The organism is Sphaerisporangium sp. NPDC005289 (genome assembly GCF_040607455.1).
In the GTDB taxonomy this organism is placed as follows: domain Bacteria; phylum Actinomycetota; class Actinomycetes; order Streptosporangiales; family Streptosporangiaceae; genus Sphaerisporangium; species Sphaerisporangium rhizosphaerae.
The window spans coordinates 117,260-132,311 of the sequence record NZ_JBEXGS010000015.1; the positions used below are offsets into that span (position 1 = coordinate 117,260).

Genomic DNA, 15,052 nt, shown 5'->3' on the forward strand with positions numbered 1-15,052 from the left:
GGTCAGGGGCGGCCGGTCAGGGGCGGCCGGTCAGGGGCGGCCGGTCAGGGGCGGCCGGTCAGGGGCGGCCGGTCAGGGGCGGCCGGTCAGGGGCGGCCGGTCAGGGGCGGTTGGTCAGGGTGTCGTGCAGGCCGCGGACGGCCTCGGTGATCGGCTCCAGGGGGTCGTCGGCGGTCAGGCGCACCTGGTCGGCCACCGGCCGCCCGGCGCGGACGTGCTCGGCGATCTCCTCCAGCGACGCGGCCGTCCGGCTGACCGCCTGCGGCGAGGGCGCGTCCCGGCCGTGCTCGGTCAGGGCCGCCGTGGCCGCGGTCGCGTCGGCCACCCGCTCGAGCGCGGTCATCGCCGGCAGCCAGGTGGTGACGCGCCTGCTGACCACCGGCGGCTCTGTCAGCGCCCGCTGGAAGACCGTGCGAAGGTCGGCCAGGGCGTCGAACGCCTCGCGGTGCAGCAGCGCGCACGGCGGGCCGCCTTCGAACGCGTGCCGCAGGTAGCGGGCCGTGGCGGCCACCGCGTCGGCGAACGGCGGCCCCACCGGCGCCTCCCAGCTCGCCGGCCAGGGCAGGTAGCCGAACACCAGCACGATGGCGCAGCCGATCAGGGTGTCCACCAGGCGGATCTCCGCCAGCCGCGGCCCCGCGCCGGTCAGAAGGTCGACCAGCAGCACGACCAGCGGCACCTGGAAGGTGGACATCAGCCCCCAGTTGCGCTGCTGGCCGTAGGGCAGGAGCGCGGCGAACAACGCCAGGGGGATGAGGATCCCGGGCCCGTAGGGCACCACGAAGAGCACCAGGGTGCCGAGCATCGCGCCCACGACCGTCCCGATCCCCCGCTGCACCGCCCGGGCGAAGACCGAACCGAAGTCCGGCTTGAGCACCAGCGCGACGGTGAGCATGACCCAGTAGGACCGCTCGACCCAGTGCAACTCGCTCAGCGCGGCGGCCACCCCCATGCACAGCGCGAGCCTGACCGTGTAGACCCGGGCGAGGTGCCCGTACCGCAGCCGCTGCCAGAGCCGGCCGATCCTCGCGCCAGGGCCGGCCGCCTCGCGGACCGGCTCCTGGCCGGAGGGGACCTCGCTCCCTGACAGCAGCTCCACGGTGTCGTTCACCGCCGCGCACACCGCCCGCAGTGCGGGCGAGACGGCCTCCAGCCGCTTCGGCCGGCCGGCGGTCCCCTCACCGGCCAGCGCGCCGGCGATCGAGGCGACAGCCTGCGCGATCTCGGGCGCCGGCTCGCGCCCCTCCTCGATGAGCGAGATCAGGGCATTGCGGACGCGGATGGCCTGGTTGAGCAGAGCGACCAGGCGGGTGCGCTCCCGGTCGGGGCCGAGCGCCGCCGACCGGGCGCCGAGCACGGTGTCGTAGGCCTTCTTCAGCGCGGCGTCGAAGGCCGTCAGAGCCTCGGCCCTGCCGTTGTGCCAGCGCTCCAGCAGGCAGGCGAGCGCCCGGTAGGCGCCGGCGACGGCCGATTCCTCGGCGGCGCGGGGACGCAGCGGCCAGCCGGCGACCGACAGCACCATCGCCCAGGCCGCGCCGGCGGCGTAGGCCGACGCCCCGGTCACCGGCCCCTGGGGGAAGGACACACCGAGGCCGAGCACGGTCATCACCAGCGACTGCAGCCCGCCCAGGGACCCGGCCGCCCCCGAGACGCTGACCAGCGCGGACAGCACCGACACCGCGACGGCCACCAGGACCGTCCACCAGCCGAGGCCGCGTGCGGAGTGGCCGATCATGTACCCGGCCGACCCGCCGCACGCGGCGCCGGCGATGCGGATGACCCGGGCGCGGTAGGAACCGCCCCGGTCGGCCAGCGCCGCCGCCATGGCCCCCATCGCGGGCAGCATGCCCAGCGTGAGCCGCCCCGCGGCCAGGGTCGCGATCAGGGGGCCGGTGACGGAGGCCGCCACCCGCGCCATCGCCGCCCAGTCCGGCCGCGCCGGAGCGGGCCGGACCGTCTCCACCAGCCAGCCGGGAGCCGCGCCGGCCAGCCGGTCGGCGGGATGCCGGAAGAGCGAGGACAGCGAGAACACGGGCCGGGGACGCGTTCAGCGCACCAGCTTGTCCAGGCGGATCGGCAGATCGCGGATCCGCACCCCGGTGGCGTGGTGGACGGCGTTGGCGATTGCCGCGGCGGTGCCGACGATGCCGATCTCACCGATGCCTTTGGAACCCATGGGGTTGAGGTGCGGGTCGTCCTCCTCCAGCCAGAACGCCTGGACGTCGCGCACGTCCGCGTTGGCCGCGATGTGGTACTGGGCCAGGTCGCGGTTGAGGTAGTCGCCGAACTCGCGGTCCATGATGCTCTCCTCCAGCAGAGCCATCGACAGCCCCATGGTCATGCCGCCGATGAGCTGCGAGCGCGCGGTCTTGGGATTGAGGATGCGGCCCACGGCGAACACGCCGAGCAGGCGCGGCACGCGGGTCTCCCCCGTGTCGGCGTCGACGGTCACCTCGGCGAACTGCGCGCCGAAGGCGTGGCGGGCGTACCGCTGCCGGCCGCGCACCTCCTGGGTGGTGTCGGCCGTGGCCTCGAGCCCACCGGCCGGGACGGCGCCGCCCACGGCCGAGAGCCGTTCCCTGAGCGCCTCGCACGCGCGCACCACGGCCGTCCCCCACGAGGCGGTGCCCATGGACCCGCCCGCGACCGCGGCGCGGGGCAGCGCGCTGTCGCCGAGCTCCACCGTGACCAGGCCCGGCGTGGAGCCCAGGGCGTCGGCCGCGATCTGGGTCAGCACGGTGCGCGCGCCGGTGCCGATGTCGGCGGCGGCGATGCGCACCGTGTACCGGCCGTCGGGCTCGGCCCGGGCGCTCGCCGACGAGGGGGCGCGAAGGGCGGGGAAGGTGGCGGCGGCGACGCCGGTGCCGACCAGCAGCCGTCCCCGGCGCCGCATGCCCGGGCGCGGGTCGCGTCCGGCCCAGCCGAAGCGCCGGGCCCCCTCGCGCAGGCAGCCGACCAGGTTCCTGGAGCTGAACGGCAGCCCGCTGTGCGGATCGGCGGCCGGCTCGTTGCGCACCCGCAGGTCGATCGGGTCGACGCCGCAGGCGATGGCCAGCTCGTCCATCGCCGACTCCAGCGCGAACATGCCCGGGCACTCGCCGGGCGCGCGCATCCACGAGGGGGTCGGCACGTCCAGCCGCACCAGGCGGTGGGTGGTGCGGCGGTGCGGGGCCGCGTACATCGTGCGCGAGGGCACCGCGGCCTGCTCGGCGAACTCGGCGAGGGCCGAGCTCTGCTCGAAGACGTCGTGGGTGAGGGCGACCAGCCGCCCGTCGGGCTCGGCGCCCAGCCTCATCCGCTGGATGGTCGGGGTGCGGTAGGCGGTGGCCGCGAACATCTGCCGCCGGGTGAGGGCCATCTTGACCGGCCGGCCGACCTGCTTGGCGGTCAGGGCGGCGAGGATGACGTGCGGGTGCACCTTGGCCTTGGAGCCGAACCCGCCGCCGACGTAGGGCGACACGACGTGCACGTGGGCGGGCGGCATGCCGAACAGCGAGGCCAGGGTCGCGCGCAGCCCGGTGACGTTCTGGGACGGCTCGTGGACGGTCAGCCCGTCGCCGTGCCACTCGGCGACCGTGGCGTGCGGCTCCATGGGGTTGTTGTGCTCGGCCGGGGTGCTGTAGACCTCGTCCACCACGACGGGCGCCGAGGCGAGGGCGGCGTCGGGGTCGCCCTGCTCGGTGTCGGTGGGATGGCCGGCGTTGACGGCGTCGGGCCGGTACATCTTCGGGTGGTCGGCGCGCAGGCCGACGTCGTGCTCCTCCGGCGCGTACTGCACGTGCAGCGTTCGCGCCGCCTCACGGGCGTCCTCCAGGGTCTCGGCCACCACGACGGCGATGTACTGGCCGCGGTAGGACACCCGCCGCGACTGCAGGACGGCCAGCTCCTCGTCGGAGGTCGCCAGCCGGGGCGCGTTGCCGTGCCAGATGGCCGCGACCACGCCGGGGCGCTTGAGCATGGAGTCCACGTCCACCTGGACGACCTCGCCGCGGGCGATGGCGGCCTCGACCGGCACGGCGTGCAGCAGGTCGGCCGGGCCGTGGTCGTAGGCGTACATGGCGCTGCCGGTGACCTTCGCCAGGCCGTCCACGCGGTCGAGGGCCTCGCCCACGTGGCGGGCGCCCGTGACGGGCGGGGCGGCGGTCATGGCCGGGCCGCCAGATCGGCCAGCACGCGCACCATCAGGTTACGGGCCAGCGGCACCTTGTAGCCGTTGCGCGGCAGCGGGCGCGCCCGCTCCAGCTCGGCGCCCGCGGCCTGGATGAACGCCTCCTCGGTCGCGGGCCCGCCCCGCAGCGCGGCCTCGGCGGTCTCGGCCCGCCACGGGACGTGCGCGACGGCGCCCAGGGCGATGCGGCAGTCGCGCACCACTCCCCCGGCGCCGCCGTCCAGCTCGAGCGCCGCCGCGACCGACACCGAGGCGAAGGAGAACGACGCCCGGTCGCGCGCCTTGCGATAGGCCGAGCGGGCGGCCATCGGCAGCGCGGGCAGCTCCACCGCCGTGATGAGCTCGCCGGGCGACAGGACGGTGTCGCGTGAGGGGTCGTCATCGGGCAGCCGGTGCAACCCGGGCATGGGCACCTGACGCGCCCCGCCGGGCCCCTCCACGTGGACCAGCGCGCCGAGCGCCGCCAGGGCGACGGCCATGTCGGAGGGATGGGTGGCCACGCAGCTCTCCGAGTGGCCGAGGATCGCCAGGTTGCCGTGCTCGCCCTCGCGGGCCGGGCATCCGGTGCCGGGGCTGCGCTTGTTACAGGGCTTGGTGACGTCCTGGAAGTAGGAGCAGCGGGTGCGCTGGAGCAGGTTGCCGCCCGCGGTCGCCATGTTGCGGAGCTGGCCGGAGGCCCCGGAGAGCAGCGCCTCGGCGAGCACCGGGTAGCGGCGGCGGACCACGGGGTGGGCGGCGAGGTCGCCGTTGCGCGCGCCGGCGCCGATGCGCAGGCCGCCGCCGGGGGTCTCCTCGATGGCGGTGGAGACGGCGCGGGTGACGTCGACGAGCGTGCCCGGTGCGGCGACGCCGAGCCGCATGAGGTCGACCAGGTTGGTGCCGCCGGCCAGGTACATCACGTCTGCGTCCGCGCCGACCGCCGCCACGGCCGAGGCGACGGTGGGCGGCCGCTGGTAGGCGAAGGGTCTCATCGCGCGACCTCCGCCGACCGGGCCACCTCGGCGATGGCGGCGACGATCCCCGGGTAGGCGCCGCACCGGCACAGGTTGCCGCTCATCCGCTCGCGGATCTCCTCCTCGTCCAGGGTCACCGGGCCGCCGGCCCCGGCGGCGTCGCGGGCGCTGACCAGGCTCGGCCGTCCCTCCGCCGCCTCGGCGAGCATGCCCGCCGCCGAGCAGAGCTGCCCGGGAGTGCAGAAGCCGCACTGCAGGGCGTCGTGCTCGACGAAGGCCCGCTGCAGCGGGTGGACGGCGCCGGAGGCGGCGAGCCCTTCGACGGTGGTGACGGCGCCGTCGTCCACCGACACCGTCAGCGTCAGGCACGACACCACCCGCCTGCCGTCCACCAGGACCGTGCAGGCGCCGCACTGGCCGTGGTCGCACCCCTTCTTCGCGCCGGTCAGTCCCAGGCGCTCCCGGAGGGTGTCCAGCAGTGACTCCCTGGTGTCGGCCGTGATCGGATATAGCCGGTCATTGACACGAAGCTGGAGATCGACGGTGATCGGGACCGGGGCCGGGTCCTCGCCGGGCGTATTGGCTAGGCCTTTCACCCGCGCTTCCCTACCCCCGGACATGTCACGATTATCCCAAGGGCGGCCCATCATTGCCCGTCCCGGTCCCCGGCCGGGCAATGCGGCCCCCGGGCGGGTCGGCCGGCGGGGACGGAGCGTACCCCGGTTGGCACGCGGACGGCACCTGGGGTGAAATAGGTGTGCTCTTTACCGTTGAAAGGCGCGGCCGCGCCGCCCGATCGAGGAGGTCATCCGGTGGGCACATCGGCGCGCCAGGGCCGCGGCGAGCACGACCAGCGCGACCGGCCCGACGCCGTCGGCGCCCGCATGCGCCGCTTCCGCAAGGAGCGCGGCATGACGCTGCGCGGGCTGTCCACCCGCTCGGGGCTGTCGATCGGCTTCCTGTCACAGGTCGAGCGGGGCATCTCCTCCATCGGGCTCACCGCGCTGAACGGCGTCGCCGCGGCGCTCGACCACAGCGTCGCCGACTTCTTCGACGACGAGCAGCAGCCGGGCGACGACCGCGCGGACATCGCCCGGCTTCCCTCCCACTTCACGCTCACCCGGGCCTCGACGGCCGCCACCGAGTACGTCTCCGGCCAGCAGACCTACCGCATGCTGTCGGCCCGCGGGCCGCACCTGGTGCTGGAGCCGCTGCTGGTGCACATCGCCCCCGGGGGGCGGCGCGAGGACGCCTACGGGCACGCGGGCGAGGAGTTCGCCTTCGTGCTGTCGGGCGAGCTGCTGTACGAGGTGGACGGCGTGGAACACCGGCTCTACCCTGGCGACAGCGTCCACCTGCGCTCCACCGTGCCGCACGCCATGTACAACGACACCGACGCGGTCACCACGGTGGTCTCGGTGGTCACCCCCCGGCTGTTCTGACCGGCTGTTTCCGACCGGCAGGACGCCTCGGCCTCACCCGTTCACTCGGAGGGCAAGGTGTTACGTGGGACGAAAACCGGTGAACATCGGTGCCGGAGTCACATGCGGGTGCGGGCCGACCACAGCTCGGGGAACACGTCGCGGCGCAGGCTGCGCTCAAGCCAGGTGAGCCCGCTGGAGCCGCCCGAGCCCGGCTTGGCGCCCATCGAGCGGCGCACGGCCATCAGGTGCCGGTAGCGCCAGTCGGAGAACCTCTCGGACAGGTCGGTGAGCGTCTCGGCGAGGGACCACAGCTCCTCCCCCGGGCCGTGCTCGGCGTAGACCCGGACCCAGGCGTCCTCCACCAGCGGGCTCGGGACGTACTCCTGCGCCGGGTCGCCGGACTGGGGGATCTCGAACCCGCGCCTGGCGAGCAGGGCGAGCACGCTGTCGTACAGGCTGGGGCGCCGCAGGGCGTCGACCAGTTCCTTGTACACCGCCGGGCTGCGGCGGTGCGGGCGGGTCAGCGGCTCCGACTTGTTGCCCAGCAGGAACTCCAGGTGCCGGTACATGGCCGACTGGAACCCCGAGGCCTCGCCCAGCGCGTCGCGGAAGGCGTTGAACTGGGCGGGCGTGAGCCAGCTCAGCGCCGCCCAGGAGGCGTTGAGCGCCTCGAAGTAGCGGACGCTGCGGGCCAGCACCGCCGTCGCCCCCACCACCTCGTCGTCGTCCAGCAGCCGCTGCGCGAGCCACCACTCCGACCGGATCAGCCCGAAGTACAGCTCCATCACCTGGGTCGTCACCAGGAAGGCGCGCTCCTCGGGCACGTCGGTGACCGTCCGCTGGAGCCCGTGCAACGCCTGCGCCGCCACATAGTGGTCGTAAGGGGTGCCGTCGGCGAACTCCAGGGTGGGCGCCACGTGCTCGGCCGCCTGCGCGGGGGCACGCAGGCGCCCGGCCAAGGATCTCACCCGGGCGCCTCCGGCCCGCCGTCTGCTCGTCATCCCAACTCCTCAGTTCACCTCCATGTTCACTTATATAGAATTCCAGTGAAATGATGACTCGATAGCGATTCGCCCCTTCCGCCTTCGGAACGGAAGGCGGAAGACGGTTTCCGGTTTGCGAATGACGGAGCGTGACCGTGGACGCGATGGACTGGGCCCTGGTGGCCGAACTGCAGGCGGACGCACGACTGTCCTACAGCGAGCTGTCCCGGCGGGTGCACCTGTCGGCCCCGGCGGTCGCCGAGCGGGTGCGCCGGCTGGAGGAGACCGGCGTGATCGCCGGCTATCACGCCAGGATCGACCCCTCCCGTGCCGGCCGCAAGGTCAGCGCCCTGATCCGCATGTCCTGCTACGGAGTGCGGTGCGTGCTGCGCGACAAGCAGGCGCTCGCCTGGCCGGAGATCGTCGAGGTGCACCGGGTCACCGGGGACACCTGCTGCCTGCTGCGCGTCGCCGCCACCTCGATGACGGCCTTCGAGGAGCTCATCGACCGCCTGGCCCCCTACGGGCAGCCCTCCAGCATGATGATGCTCTCGAGCCCCCTGCCCTGGCGCGCGCTCGCTCCCGCCGACGAGTGACCTCCCGGCGCCGGCGGGCCGCTCCCCCCGTGCGCCCTGTGCCCCTGTGCCCCTTGTGCGCCTTGTGCGACCGTGGCGCCTGGGCCCGCCGCCGTACCGGCCGGCTCGCGCGATCACACCGTGACCCTCTGCGATGGTAAGGTCACGGTAAGCGCACGGTCATGGTCGGCTCACGAGACTTAGGCAGGCTCATGCAGGCTTTCACGCTGCCCGATTTCTACATGCCGTATCCCGCCCGGCTGAACCCGCACCTCGAGCGCTCCCGCGCCCACAGCACCGCCTGGGCGCGCGGCATGGGCATGCTCGACGCGCCGCGGCCCGGCGGCGGCCTCATCTGGGACGAGGCCGCGCTCGCCCAGATGGACTACGCGCTGATGTGCGCCTACACCCACCCCGACTGCGACGGCGCGACCCTCGACCTCATCACCGACTGGTACGTCTGGGTGTTCTTCTTCGACGACCACTTCCTCGAACTGTTCAAGCACTCCCGCGACCTGGCGGGCGCCAAGGCCCACCTCGACCGCCTCGAGCTGTTCATGACCGCCGAGGACGAGACGCCGCCCGAGCCGGCCGATCCCGCCGAGGCCGGTCTGAAGGATCTTTGGGCGCGCACGGTGCCGGCCATGTCGCCCGACTGGCGGCGGCGCTTCACCACCAGCACCCACAACCTGATGGTCGAGTCCATGTGGGAGCTGAACAACATCGAGCTGGGCCGCGTCGCCAACCCCATCGAGTACGTCCAGATGCGGCGCAGGGTCGGCGGGGCGCCCTGGTCGGCCGACCTGGTGGAGTACGCCGCGCGGGCCGAGATCCCCGCCCACCTCGCCGGCACCCGGCCGATGAAGGTCCTGTCCGACACCTTCTCCGACGCGGTGCACCTGCGCAACGACCTGTTCTCCTACCAGCGCGAGGTTCAGGAGGAGGGCGAGAACTCCAACGCGGTGCTGGTCTTCGAGCGCTTCTTCGACTGCCCCACGCAGGAGGCCGCCGAACTGGTCAACGACCTGCTGACCTCCCGGCTCCAGCAGTTCGAGACCACCGCGCTGACCGAGGTGCCCGCCCTGCTCGCCGAGCGGGCGGCGCCCGCCCACGAGCAGGCCGCGGTCGCCGCCTACGTCAAGGGCCTGCAAGATTGGCAGTCCGGCGGCCACGAGTGGCACGCCCGCTCCAGCCGCTACATGAATGAGGGCGCCGCCGGCGGCCCGGTCCCCGGCGTCCCGTCCGGCCCGTCCGGGCTCGGCACCTCGGCGGTGTGGTCGCTGCTGCCCACGCTGCGACTCGGCGCCGACCTGCGCTCCCGCCAGCACCTTTCCCCGCCGTTGCGCCCCGTGGGGCACCTTGACCTGCCCGCCTTCCACATGCCGTTCGCGTTCCGCACGAACCCGCATCTGGAGCCCGCGCGGCGCCACGGGGCCGAATGGGCGCGGCGCATGGGCATGTTCGACTCCCTCCCCGGCATCTCCACCGGCGCGCTGTGGGACGAGCGGCGCTTCCTCGGCTTCGACTTCGCGCACTGCGCGGCGATGATCCACGCCGACGGCGAGCTGAAGCAGGTCTGCCTGTCGTCCGACTGGCTGGCCTGGGGCACCTACGGCGACGACTACTTCCCCCGTGTCTTCGGCGTCCCCCGCGACCTGCCCGCGGCGCGGCTCTGCCACGAGCGGCTCGGGTCGTTCATGCCCCTGGACATGAGCGAGACCCCCGAGCCGTCCGGCGCGCTCGAGCGCGGCCTGGGCGACCTGTGGCGGCGCACCGCCTCCGGCATGGACGCGCGCGGGCGGCGGCGGTTGCGCGCCGCAGTGGACGACATGACCGGCAGCTGGGTGTGGGAGGTCGGCAACCAGGCCCTGAACCGTGTCCCCGACCCGATCGACTACGTCGAGATGCGCCGCAAGACCTTCGGCTCCGACATGACGATGAGCCTGGCCCGGCTCGCCCACATCGACGTCGTGCCCGACGAGGTGTACCAGACACGCGTGCTGCGCGAGCTGGACACCGCCGCCCAGGACTACGCCTGCTTCACCAACGACCTGTTCTCCTACCAGAAGGAGATCGAGTTCGAGGGGGAGGTCCACAACATGGTGCTGGTGGTCGAGCGCTTCCTCGGCGTCGACCGCTGCCGGGCCCGCGACATCGTGGCCGACCTGATGACGGCGCGCATGCGGCAGTTCGAGCACATCGTCGCCCACGACCTGCCCGCCCTGCTGGACGACCTCGCCCTCGGCGAGCGGGCGCGGCAGATCCTCGTCGAGCACGCCGAGTCCCTCAAAGACTGGATGTCCGGCATCCTCGAATGGCACCGCCGCTGCGCGCGCTACACCGAAGCCGAACTACGCACCCACGGCTCCGCCGCCGCCCCCCGCCCAGCCGCCGCCTTCACCGCACCCCTCACGGATGCCTCCCTCACCGCTCCCCCGACGCATGCCCTCCTCGCCACCGCCCCATCGCATGCCTTCGTCACCGCTGCTCCCGCGCGGGTCACCGCCGGCGCTCCCCAGCCGTCCGCCAAAGAGGTATGGCGCGCCATGCCCCCCACCGGCCTCGGCACCTCGGCGGCACGCCTCACCCCACAGGGACCACCGGAAACGGCCCCCGACCGCTGACCACGACGACCACGACACCCGGCACCGTCATCACCACCCCGCGAGCCGCGTGAACCGCCGGGCGAGTCGTGAGGGACCACCGGGCAGGTCACGGCGGTAGGTCATGGTGGATGGCCGGGCGGTTCATGGAGAACCGCCCGGCGCGGGGTCACAGATGGATCAGGCTGCCGTGGTGGTCGATCTGGTCGGCGGTCTCGTCGTCGAACCACAGGCCGGCGGTCGCCAGGTAGCGGAACCGGTGGACGCCCTGGGGCAGGATCACCGAGACGGTGCGCAGGCCGTTGTGGCGGCGGCGCAGCTCGTGACGCCCCGGGCACCAGTCGTTGAAGTCGCCGACGACGCTGACCACGCCGTAGGGCCGGTCGGCGGGCAGGCAGAAGGTGACGCGGGTCTTACGGCCGAAAAGCAGGTTGCGCTTGAGCATCGGGGGGTCCTCCGGGTTGTGACACCCCCAGCTTGGCGCACCCCCACACCCTCATCACACGGACACGCCACACGTAACACACTGTTCACCCTCAGATCCCCGCACTCTCCCCCTCCACCCGGCCGTGCGCGGCACCCTCACAACCGCCCCACCGACCCCGAACCCACAAGCAACGTGACCATCCACGGCCAACCGTCCTCATGCAGGGAGCGATGGCCACGAACCTGCCTACGGCAGGGCCGGTCGTCGATGACCGGGCCAAGCCAGGATCGGTCATCGCGAAACGGTCTCAGGGCCGGGTTCGGGCGGGCAATGGTCGGCGAGTCGGTCTGCCACGGCGTGCCAGATGGGGGCGTCGGGGTCGATGACGGCGAAGTGGTCGCCCGGCCGTTCGACGTGGACTGCCTCCGGGCCGGCCGCGCGCGCGTACCTGCGGCCGATGTCCACCAGGTCGGGATCGTCGTCGGTTCCCTGGACGACAAGGTGCGGCACACCCAGCGGCAGCCGGGCCAGCGGGCTCGCGGCGGCGTACACCTCGGGCAACTCGTCCGCGTCCCCGCCGAGCGCGGCGGCGACCGCTCCGACGCCCATGCGCCGCCGGTCCGCCTCCACCAGGTCAAGCACCCCGGCCAGCGACACGGCGACCGCCACCCGCGGCTCCCGTGCCCCCCTGCCTACCGCCCACTCCCCCACGCCCCGCTTCCCTGGGACCGGTTCTGCCATGTCCAGGTCTGGCACATCCGGCATGTCCATGCCGGGCCGGCCGGGAGCCGCCTGGCCGGGTGGGGCGGATCGGGCCGCGTCGGCCGCCAGGCGTAGGGCGAGCTGGCCGCCGGCCGAGTGGCCGAGGACCACGACGCGGTCGAGGTCCAGCGGGACGCCGAGCGCCGTCAGCGCCGTCAGCCCGCTCGCCACGTCCCGCGTGGTGGCATCCCATCCGTGCAGGTCAGGTCGGCGATACTCCAGGTTCCACGTGGCGTACCCCCGGCGGGCGAGGTCGATCGCGAGCGCGTCCATCAGGTCGGCCTGCCAGATGGACCTCCAGTACCCCCCATGCACCAGCACCGCCACCGGTGGCGGCGGCCCCTCGGCGGACCGGCCCACGGAGCCCATGGACGACGATGGCGACCCGTCGGCGGCGGAGATGGCCGCGTTCATGGAAGACGACAGCGACCCGCCGGCGGAGGAGACGCCGGTGTCCGCGGGCCAAGGTGCAGGACCGGCCACGGAGGACGGTAGCCGAAGTTCTCCCCACTGGTCAGGATGGCCCCCGTACGGGATGCGAACGGCCGGCGTCCGAAGCCGGTGCACGGCGTGGCGGATGGCCCATGTCAGACCCCACACTCCCCGGCCCTGAAGGTGAGCGGCCCCGCCGGCGGCCTGAAGCGGGCCCACGCGGGCGAGATCGAGCCACACCGTCCGAGGGGAGCACGCCGGTGGAGCGTCGATGAGCCGTCGGGCGTCCGGATCAGGGCCGGGCATCGCGACGACGGCCTGATCTTCGCCCGTGGCTTCCAACTCGGCACGGAAAGAGGCGACGTCGGCCGCGACCACGAGGCGCCCCTCGACACCGAGCGCGGCGAACTCCCGCGCCGCCATGTCCTCCAGCAGCCCGGCGTCCGCCAGGACGCCCGGCCCGATCAGAATGTGCACGCGCACGCGCCGGCCTCCCCACAGCCCCCGAAGGCCCGGCGAGTGGCCGCCCGGACCGCGCCCAGCCTATCGAGGCGGTCCCTCCCACCGACGGCCGGTCGTCCGGTGATCGCGTCGATGAGGAACACCACGGTTCTTCTCCGTTCGATGGTCGCCGGTCGGTTCGACCGGCGCTCCGGGTAGGTGAACGCCGGAAATGTGCCAGGAAGGACAGCGTCCTGACGGCATGCCGGTAATCGCGATCACGCCGTGGATCGTTGCCGGATCGCTGTAGGGCCCCTCCTCCTGGGTGGAGAAGGACGAACCTAGAGTGGCTGAGGTGATCACCAAATGGTCGTATCCTCTGGCGGTCGTCTTAGCCGGGTCGCTGCTTTCGCCGAGTCCCGCGTTGGCCGGGAACGTTTCGGCCCCGAGCTCAGCCGATCCGCTCAAGGCCGCTCTCCTGGCGCCGAAGGATCTCGGGAGCGAGTTCACCCGTCGCGACTACCGCACCACAGGCCTTCTGAACCCCGCCTTCACCCATTCGAAAGCGTGCGGCGAAGCCTCCAAGCGCGTCGCCGCCGTTTATCGGACCAAGATCGCGACGGCTTTGAAGTATCGGAAACGGTGGGAAGGCGTCAGCGAATACATCTGGAGCGGCACTTCCAGTGAGATCTCCACCCTGGAGCGCGCAGCGAGGAGCATGGTCCGTCATTGCCGCAAGATCACCATCAGGTCGGACGGCGCGAATGACATCATTCGCCGGTTGCCGGTCGGTCGGCTCGGCGACAGCGCATATGGGATCAAGTTCCGCAGCGGGTTCCCGGGCAGCGATCTGGAGCGTGACTCCGAACCGGCGACCGGCATGATGGTCGCGATCGACGTTGTGATCATCCGGTACAAGAACACCCTGATCGTGTTGGAGCACGATGGCAACGTCGGCGAATTCGTTCCAGCGCTCACCAGGTCCGCCGCCGAGACAGCCGTGGCGCGACTCCGAGTGACACAGCGGAACAGTCATTGAGGACATCCACCGTTTCCTCAGGGAAGGCGTGTCGGCGTCAGGTGGTGGTCAGAGCGGGGAGCGGTTGAGGAGGGGGAGGACTTCGGCGCCGAGGAGGCGGATGCCTTGCTCGTCGTCGAGGCCGTGGGGGGTGCCGAACTCGACCCTGTGCGCGCCGGCGTCGATCAGCGCCTGGGCCTGGGCCGCCACCTGCTCGGGCGTGCCGGAGAAGGCGAACAGATCGAGGATGTCGTCCGGGATCAGTTCGCCGGCCGCCCGGTCCTCCCCCGCCGCGACCAGGTCTCGCACTCGGACGAGCAGGTCGTCGGGGATCTCGGCGGTAGGGTCCAGTTCCGCGACCACGGCCAGGTACATGGCGACCTCGGTGCGGGCTCTGGCCCGGGCGGCGGCGCCGTCGGTGTCCACGACGGTGACCGCGCCGAGCACGACGCCGACCTCGCCGGGGTCGCGTCCGGCCGCCTCGGCGCCGGCGCGCACCCGGTCGCGGATCACGGGCACCATCGCCGGGTTGGCGCTGCCGCCCACCTTGATCTCCTCCGCGATGCGCCCGGCCAGCGCGGCGCCCTTCGGGCCCCAGGTGCCGAGCAGGAGCGGCGGCCGTGCCCGCTGGACGGGGTAGCGCAGGAGCGTACCCGCCTCCAGGCGGAACACCTCGCCCTCGTACCCGGTGTCGTCGCCGCCGAGCAGCCGGTAGACCACCTCGGCGGCCTCGGCGAGGGCGGTCAGCGGCCGGGGCTGGGCGATGCCGACCGCGCCGAGCCAGGTGCCCCGGGCCAGGCCGAGATAGGCACGGCCGGCCGAGGCGAGGTCCAGGGCGGCGATCTGGCCGGCGATCTCGTAGGGGGCCAGGGAGTAAGGGTTGAGGCAGGCGGGACCGAGCCGCACGCGCCGGGTGGCCGCCGCCATCTCCAGCAGCGGGTACAGCGGGGGCTGGTACATCAGGTCGCCGAACACGCTGAGCACGTCGAACCCGTGCTCCTCGGCCACGCGCGCCAGCCGCGCGTAGTCGCCCGGCCGTTTGTCACTCTGCAACCCGAGGCCGATCTCGGCGGGTCTCATGGCAACCTCTCCCTTCTGCTCCAGGACCGTGCGCCGTGTCTCCTCCAAAACCGTGCGCCGTGCACGGGGCCGCCGCCGCGACGCGCACCGCCGCCGCGACGCGCACCGCCGCCGCGACGCGCACCGCCGCCGCGACGCGCACCGCCGCCGGGACGCGCACCGCCGCCGGGACGCGCTCGCGCCTTC

12 protein-coding genes are annotated in these 15,052 nt (G+C 73.1%); 4 read left to right on the forward strand and 8 right to left on the reverse strand.

Annotation, left to right across the window (positions count from 1 at the left end; genetic code table 11):
- Positions 1-100 precede the first annotated feature (100 nt).
- The 4 genes from ABZT47_RS25330 to ABZT47_RS25345 are packed head-to-tail and all read right to left on the reverse strand — an operon-like array spanning position 101 to position 5,669.
- Positions 101-2,032 carry an FUSC family protein gene (locus tag ABZT47_RS25330; protein ID WP_354846791.1) on the reverse strand — a complete coding sequence of 644 codons (1,932 nt, stop codon included), beginning with the start codon at positions 2,030-2,032 and terminating at the stop codon, positions 101-103.
- Between the two features lie 15 nt (positions 2,033-2,047).
- Positions 2,048-4,147 (reverse strand): xanthine dehydrogenase family protein molybdopterin-binding subunit, encoded by a 2,100-nt coding sequence (locus tag ABZT47_RS25335; protein ID WP_354846793.1) that lies wholly within the window; start codon positions 4,145-4,147, stop codon positions 2,048-2,050.
- Positions 4,144-5,139 (reverse strand): xanthine dehydrogenase family protein subunit M, encoded by a 996-nt coding sequence (locus tag ABZT47_RS25340; protein WP_354846795.1) that lies wholly within the window; start codon positions 5,137-5,139, stop codon positions 4,144-4,146. Before ABZT47_RS25340 ends, ABZT47_RS25335 begins: the two co-directional genes overlap by 4 nt.
- Positions 5,136-5,669, reverse strand: a complete 534-nt coding sequence (locus ABZT47_RS25345; RefSeq protein ID WP_354846985.1) for a 2Fe-2S iron-sulfur cluster-binding protein — start codon at positions 5,667-5,669, stop codon at positions 5,136-5,138. The genes ABZT47_RS25340 and ABZT47_RS25345 overlap by 4 nt, the downstream gene beginning before the upstream one ends.
- A 264-nt stretch (positions 5,670-5,933) precedes the next feature.
- Here ABZT47_RS25345 and ABZT47_RS25350 point away from each other — a divergent pair, with 264 nt between their 5' ends.
- On the forward strand, positions 5,934-6,563 hold the full coding sequence (locus ABZT47_RS25350) for a cupin domain-containing protein (RefSeq protein ID WP_354846797.1): 630 nt from the start codon (positions 5,934-5,936) through the stop codon (positions 6,561-6,563).
- Positions 6,564-6,661: 98 nt separating this feature from the next.
- On the opposite strand, the gene ABZT47_RS25355 is transcribed toward ABZT47_RS25350, so the two are convergent.
- The gene (locus ABZT47_RS25355) at positions 6,662-7,546 is read right to left on the reverse strand and encodes a tryptophan 2,3-dioxygenase family protein (protein WP_354846800.1); all 885 of its coding nucleotides are present in this window, start codon (positions 7,544-7,546) and stop codon (positions 6,662-6,664) included.
- Between the two features lie 146 nt (positions 7,547-7,692).
- On the opposite strand from ABZT47_RS25355, the gene ABZT47_RS25360 reads away from it, so the two are divergent.
- Positions 7,693-8,124, forward strand: coding sequence for an Lrp/AsnC family transcriptional regulator (locus ABZT47_RS25360; protein WP_354846988.1), 432 nt, complete (start codon positions 7,693-7,695; stop codon positions 8,122-8,124).
- A gap of 191 nt (positions 8,125-8,315) precedes the next feature.
- On the forward strand, positions 8,316-10,727 hold the full coding sequence (locus ABZT47_RS25365; protein ID WP_354846802.1) for a germacradienol/geosmin synthase: 2,412 nt from the start codon (positions 8,316-8,318) through the stop codon (positions 10,725-10,727).
- A 148-nt stretch (positions 10,728-10,875) separates the two neighbouring features.
- On the opposite strand, the gene ABZT47_RS25370 is transcribed toward ABZT47_RS25365, so the two are convergent.
- Positions 10,876-11,151 carry an isoamylase early set domain-containing protein gene (locus tag ABZT47_RS25370; RefSeq protein WP_354846805.1) on the reverse strand — a complete coding sequence of 92 codons (276 nt, stop codon included), beginning with the start codon at positions 11,149-11,151 and terminating at the stop codon, positions 10,876-10,878.
- 273 nt (positions 11,152-11,424) lie between these two features.
- On the reverse strand, positions 11,425-12,810 hold the full coding sequence (locus ABZT47_RS25375) for an alpha/beta hydrolase fold domain-containing protein (RefSeq protein ID WP_354846808.1): 1,386 nt from the start codon (positions 12,808-12,810) through the stop codon (positions 11,425-11,427).
- A gap of 304 nt (positions 12,811-13,114) precedes the next feature.
- On the opposite strand from ABZT47_RS25375, the gene ABZT47_RS25380 reads away from it, so the two are divergent.
- On the forward strand, positions 13,115-13,807 hold the full coding sequence (locus ABZT47_RS25380; protein WP_354846810.1) for a hypothetical protein: 693 nt from the start codon (positions 13,115-13,117) through the stop codon (positions 13,805-13,807).
- Positions 13,808-13,855: 48 nt separating this feature from the next.
- On the opposite strand, the gene ABZT47_RS25385 is transcribed toward ABZT47_RS25380, so the two are convergent.
- Positions 13,856-14,866 (reverse strand): LLM class flavin-dependent oxidoreductase, encoded by a 1,011-nt coding sequence (locus ABZT47_RS25385; protein WP_354846813.1) that lies wholly within the window; start codon positions 14,864-14,866, stop codon positions 13,856-13,858.
- Positions 14,867-15,052 lie beyond the last annotated feature (186 nt).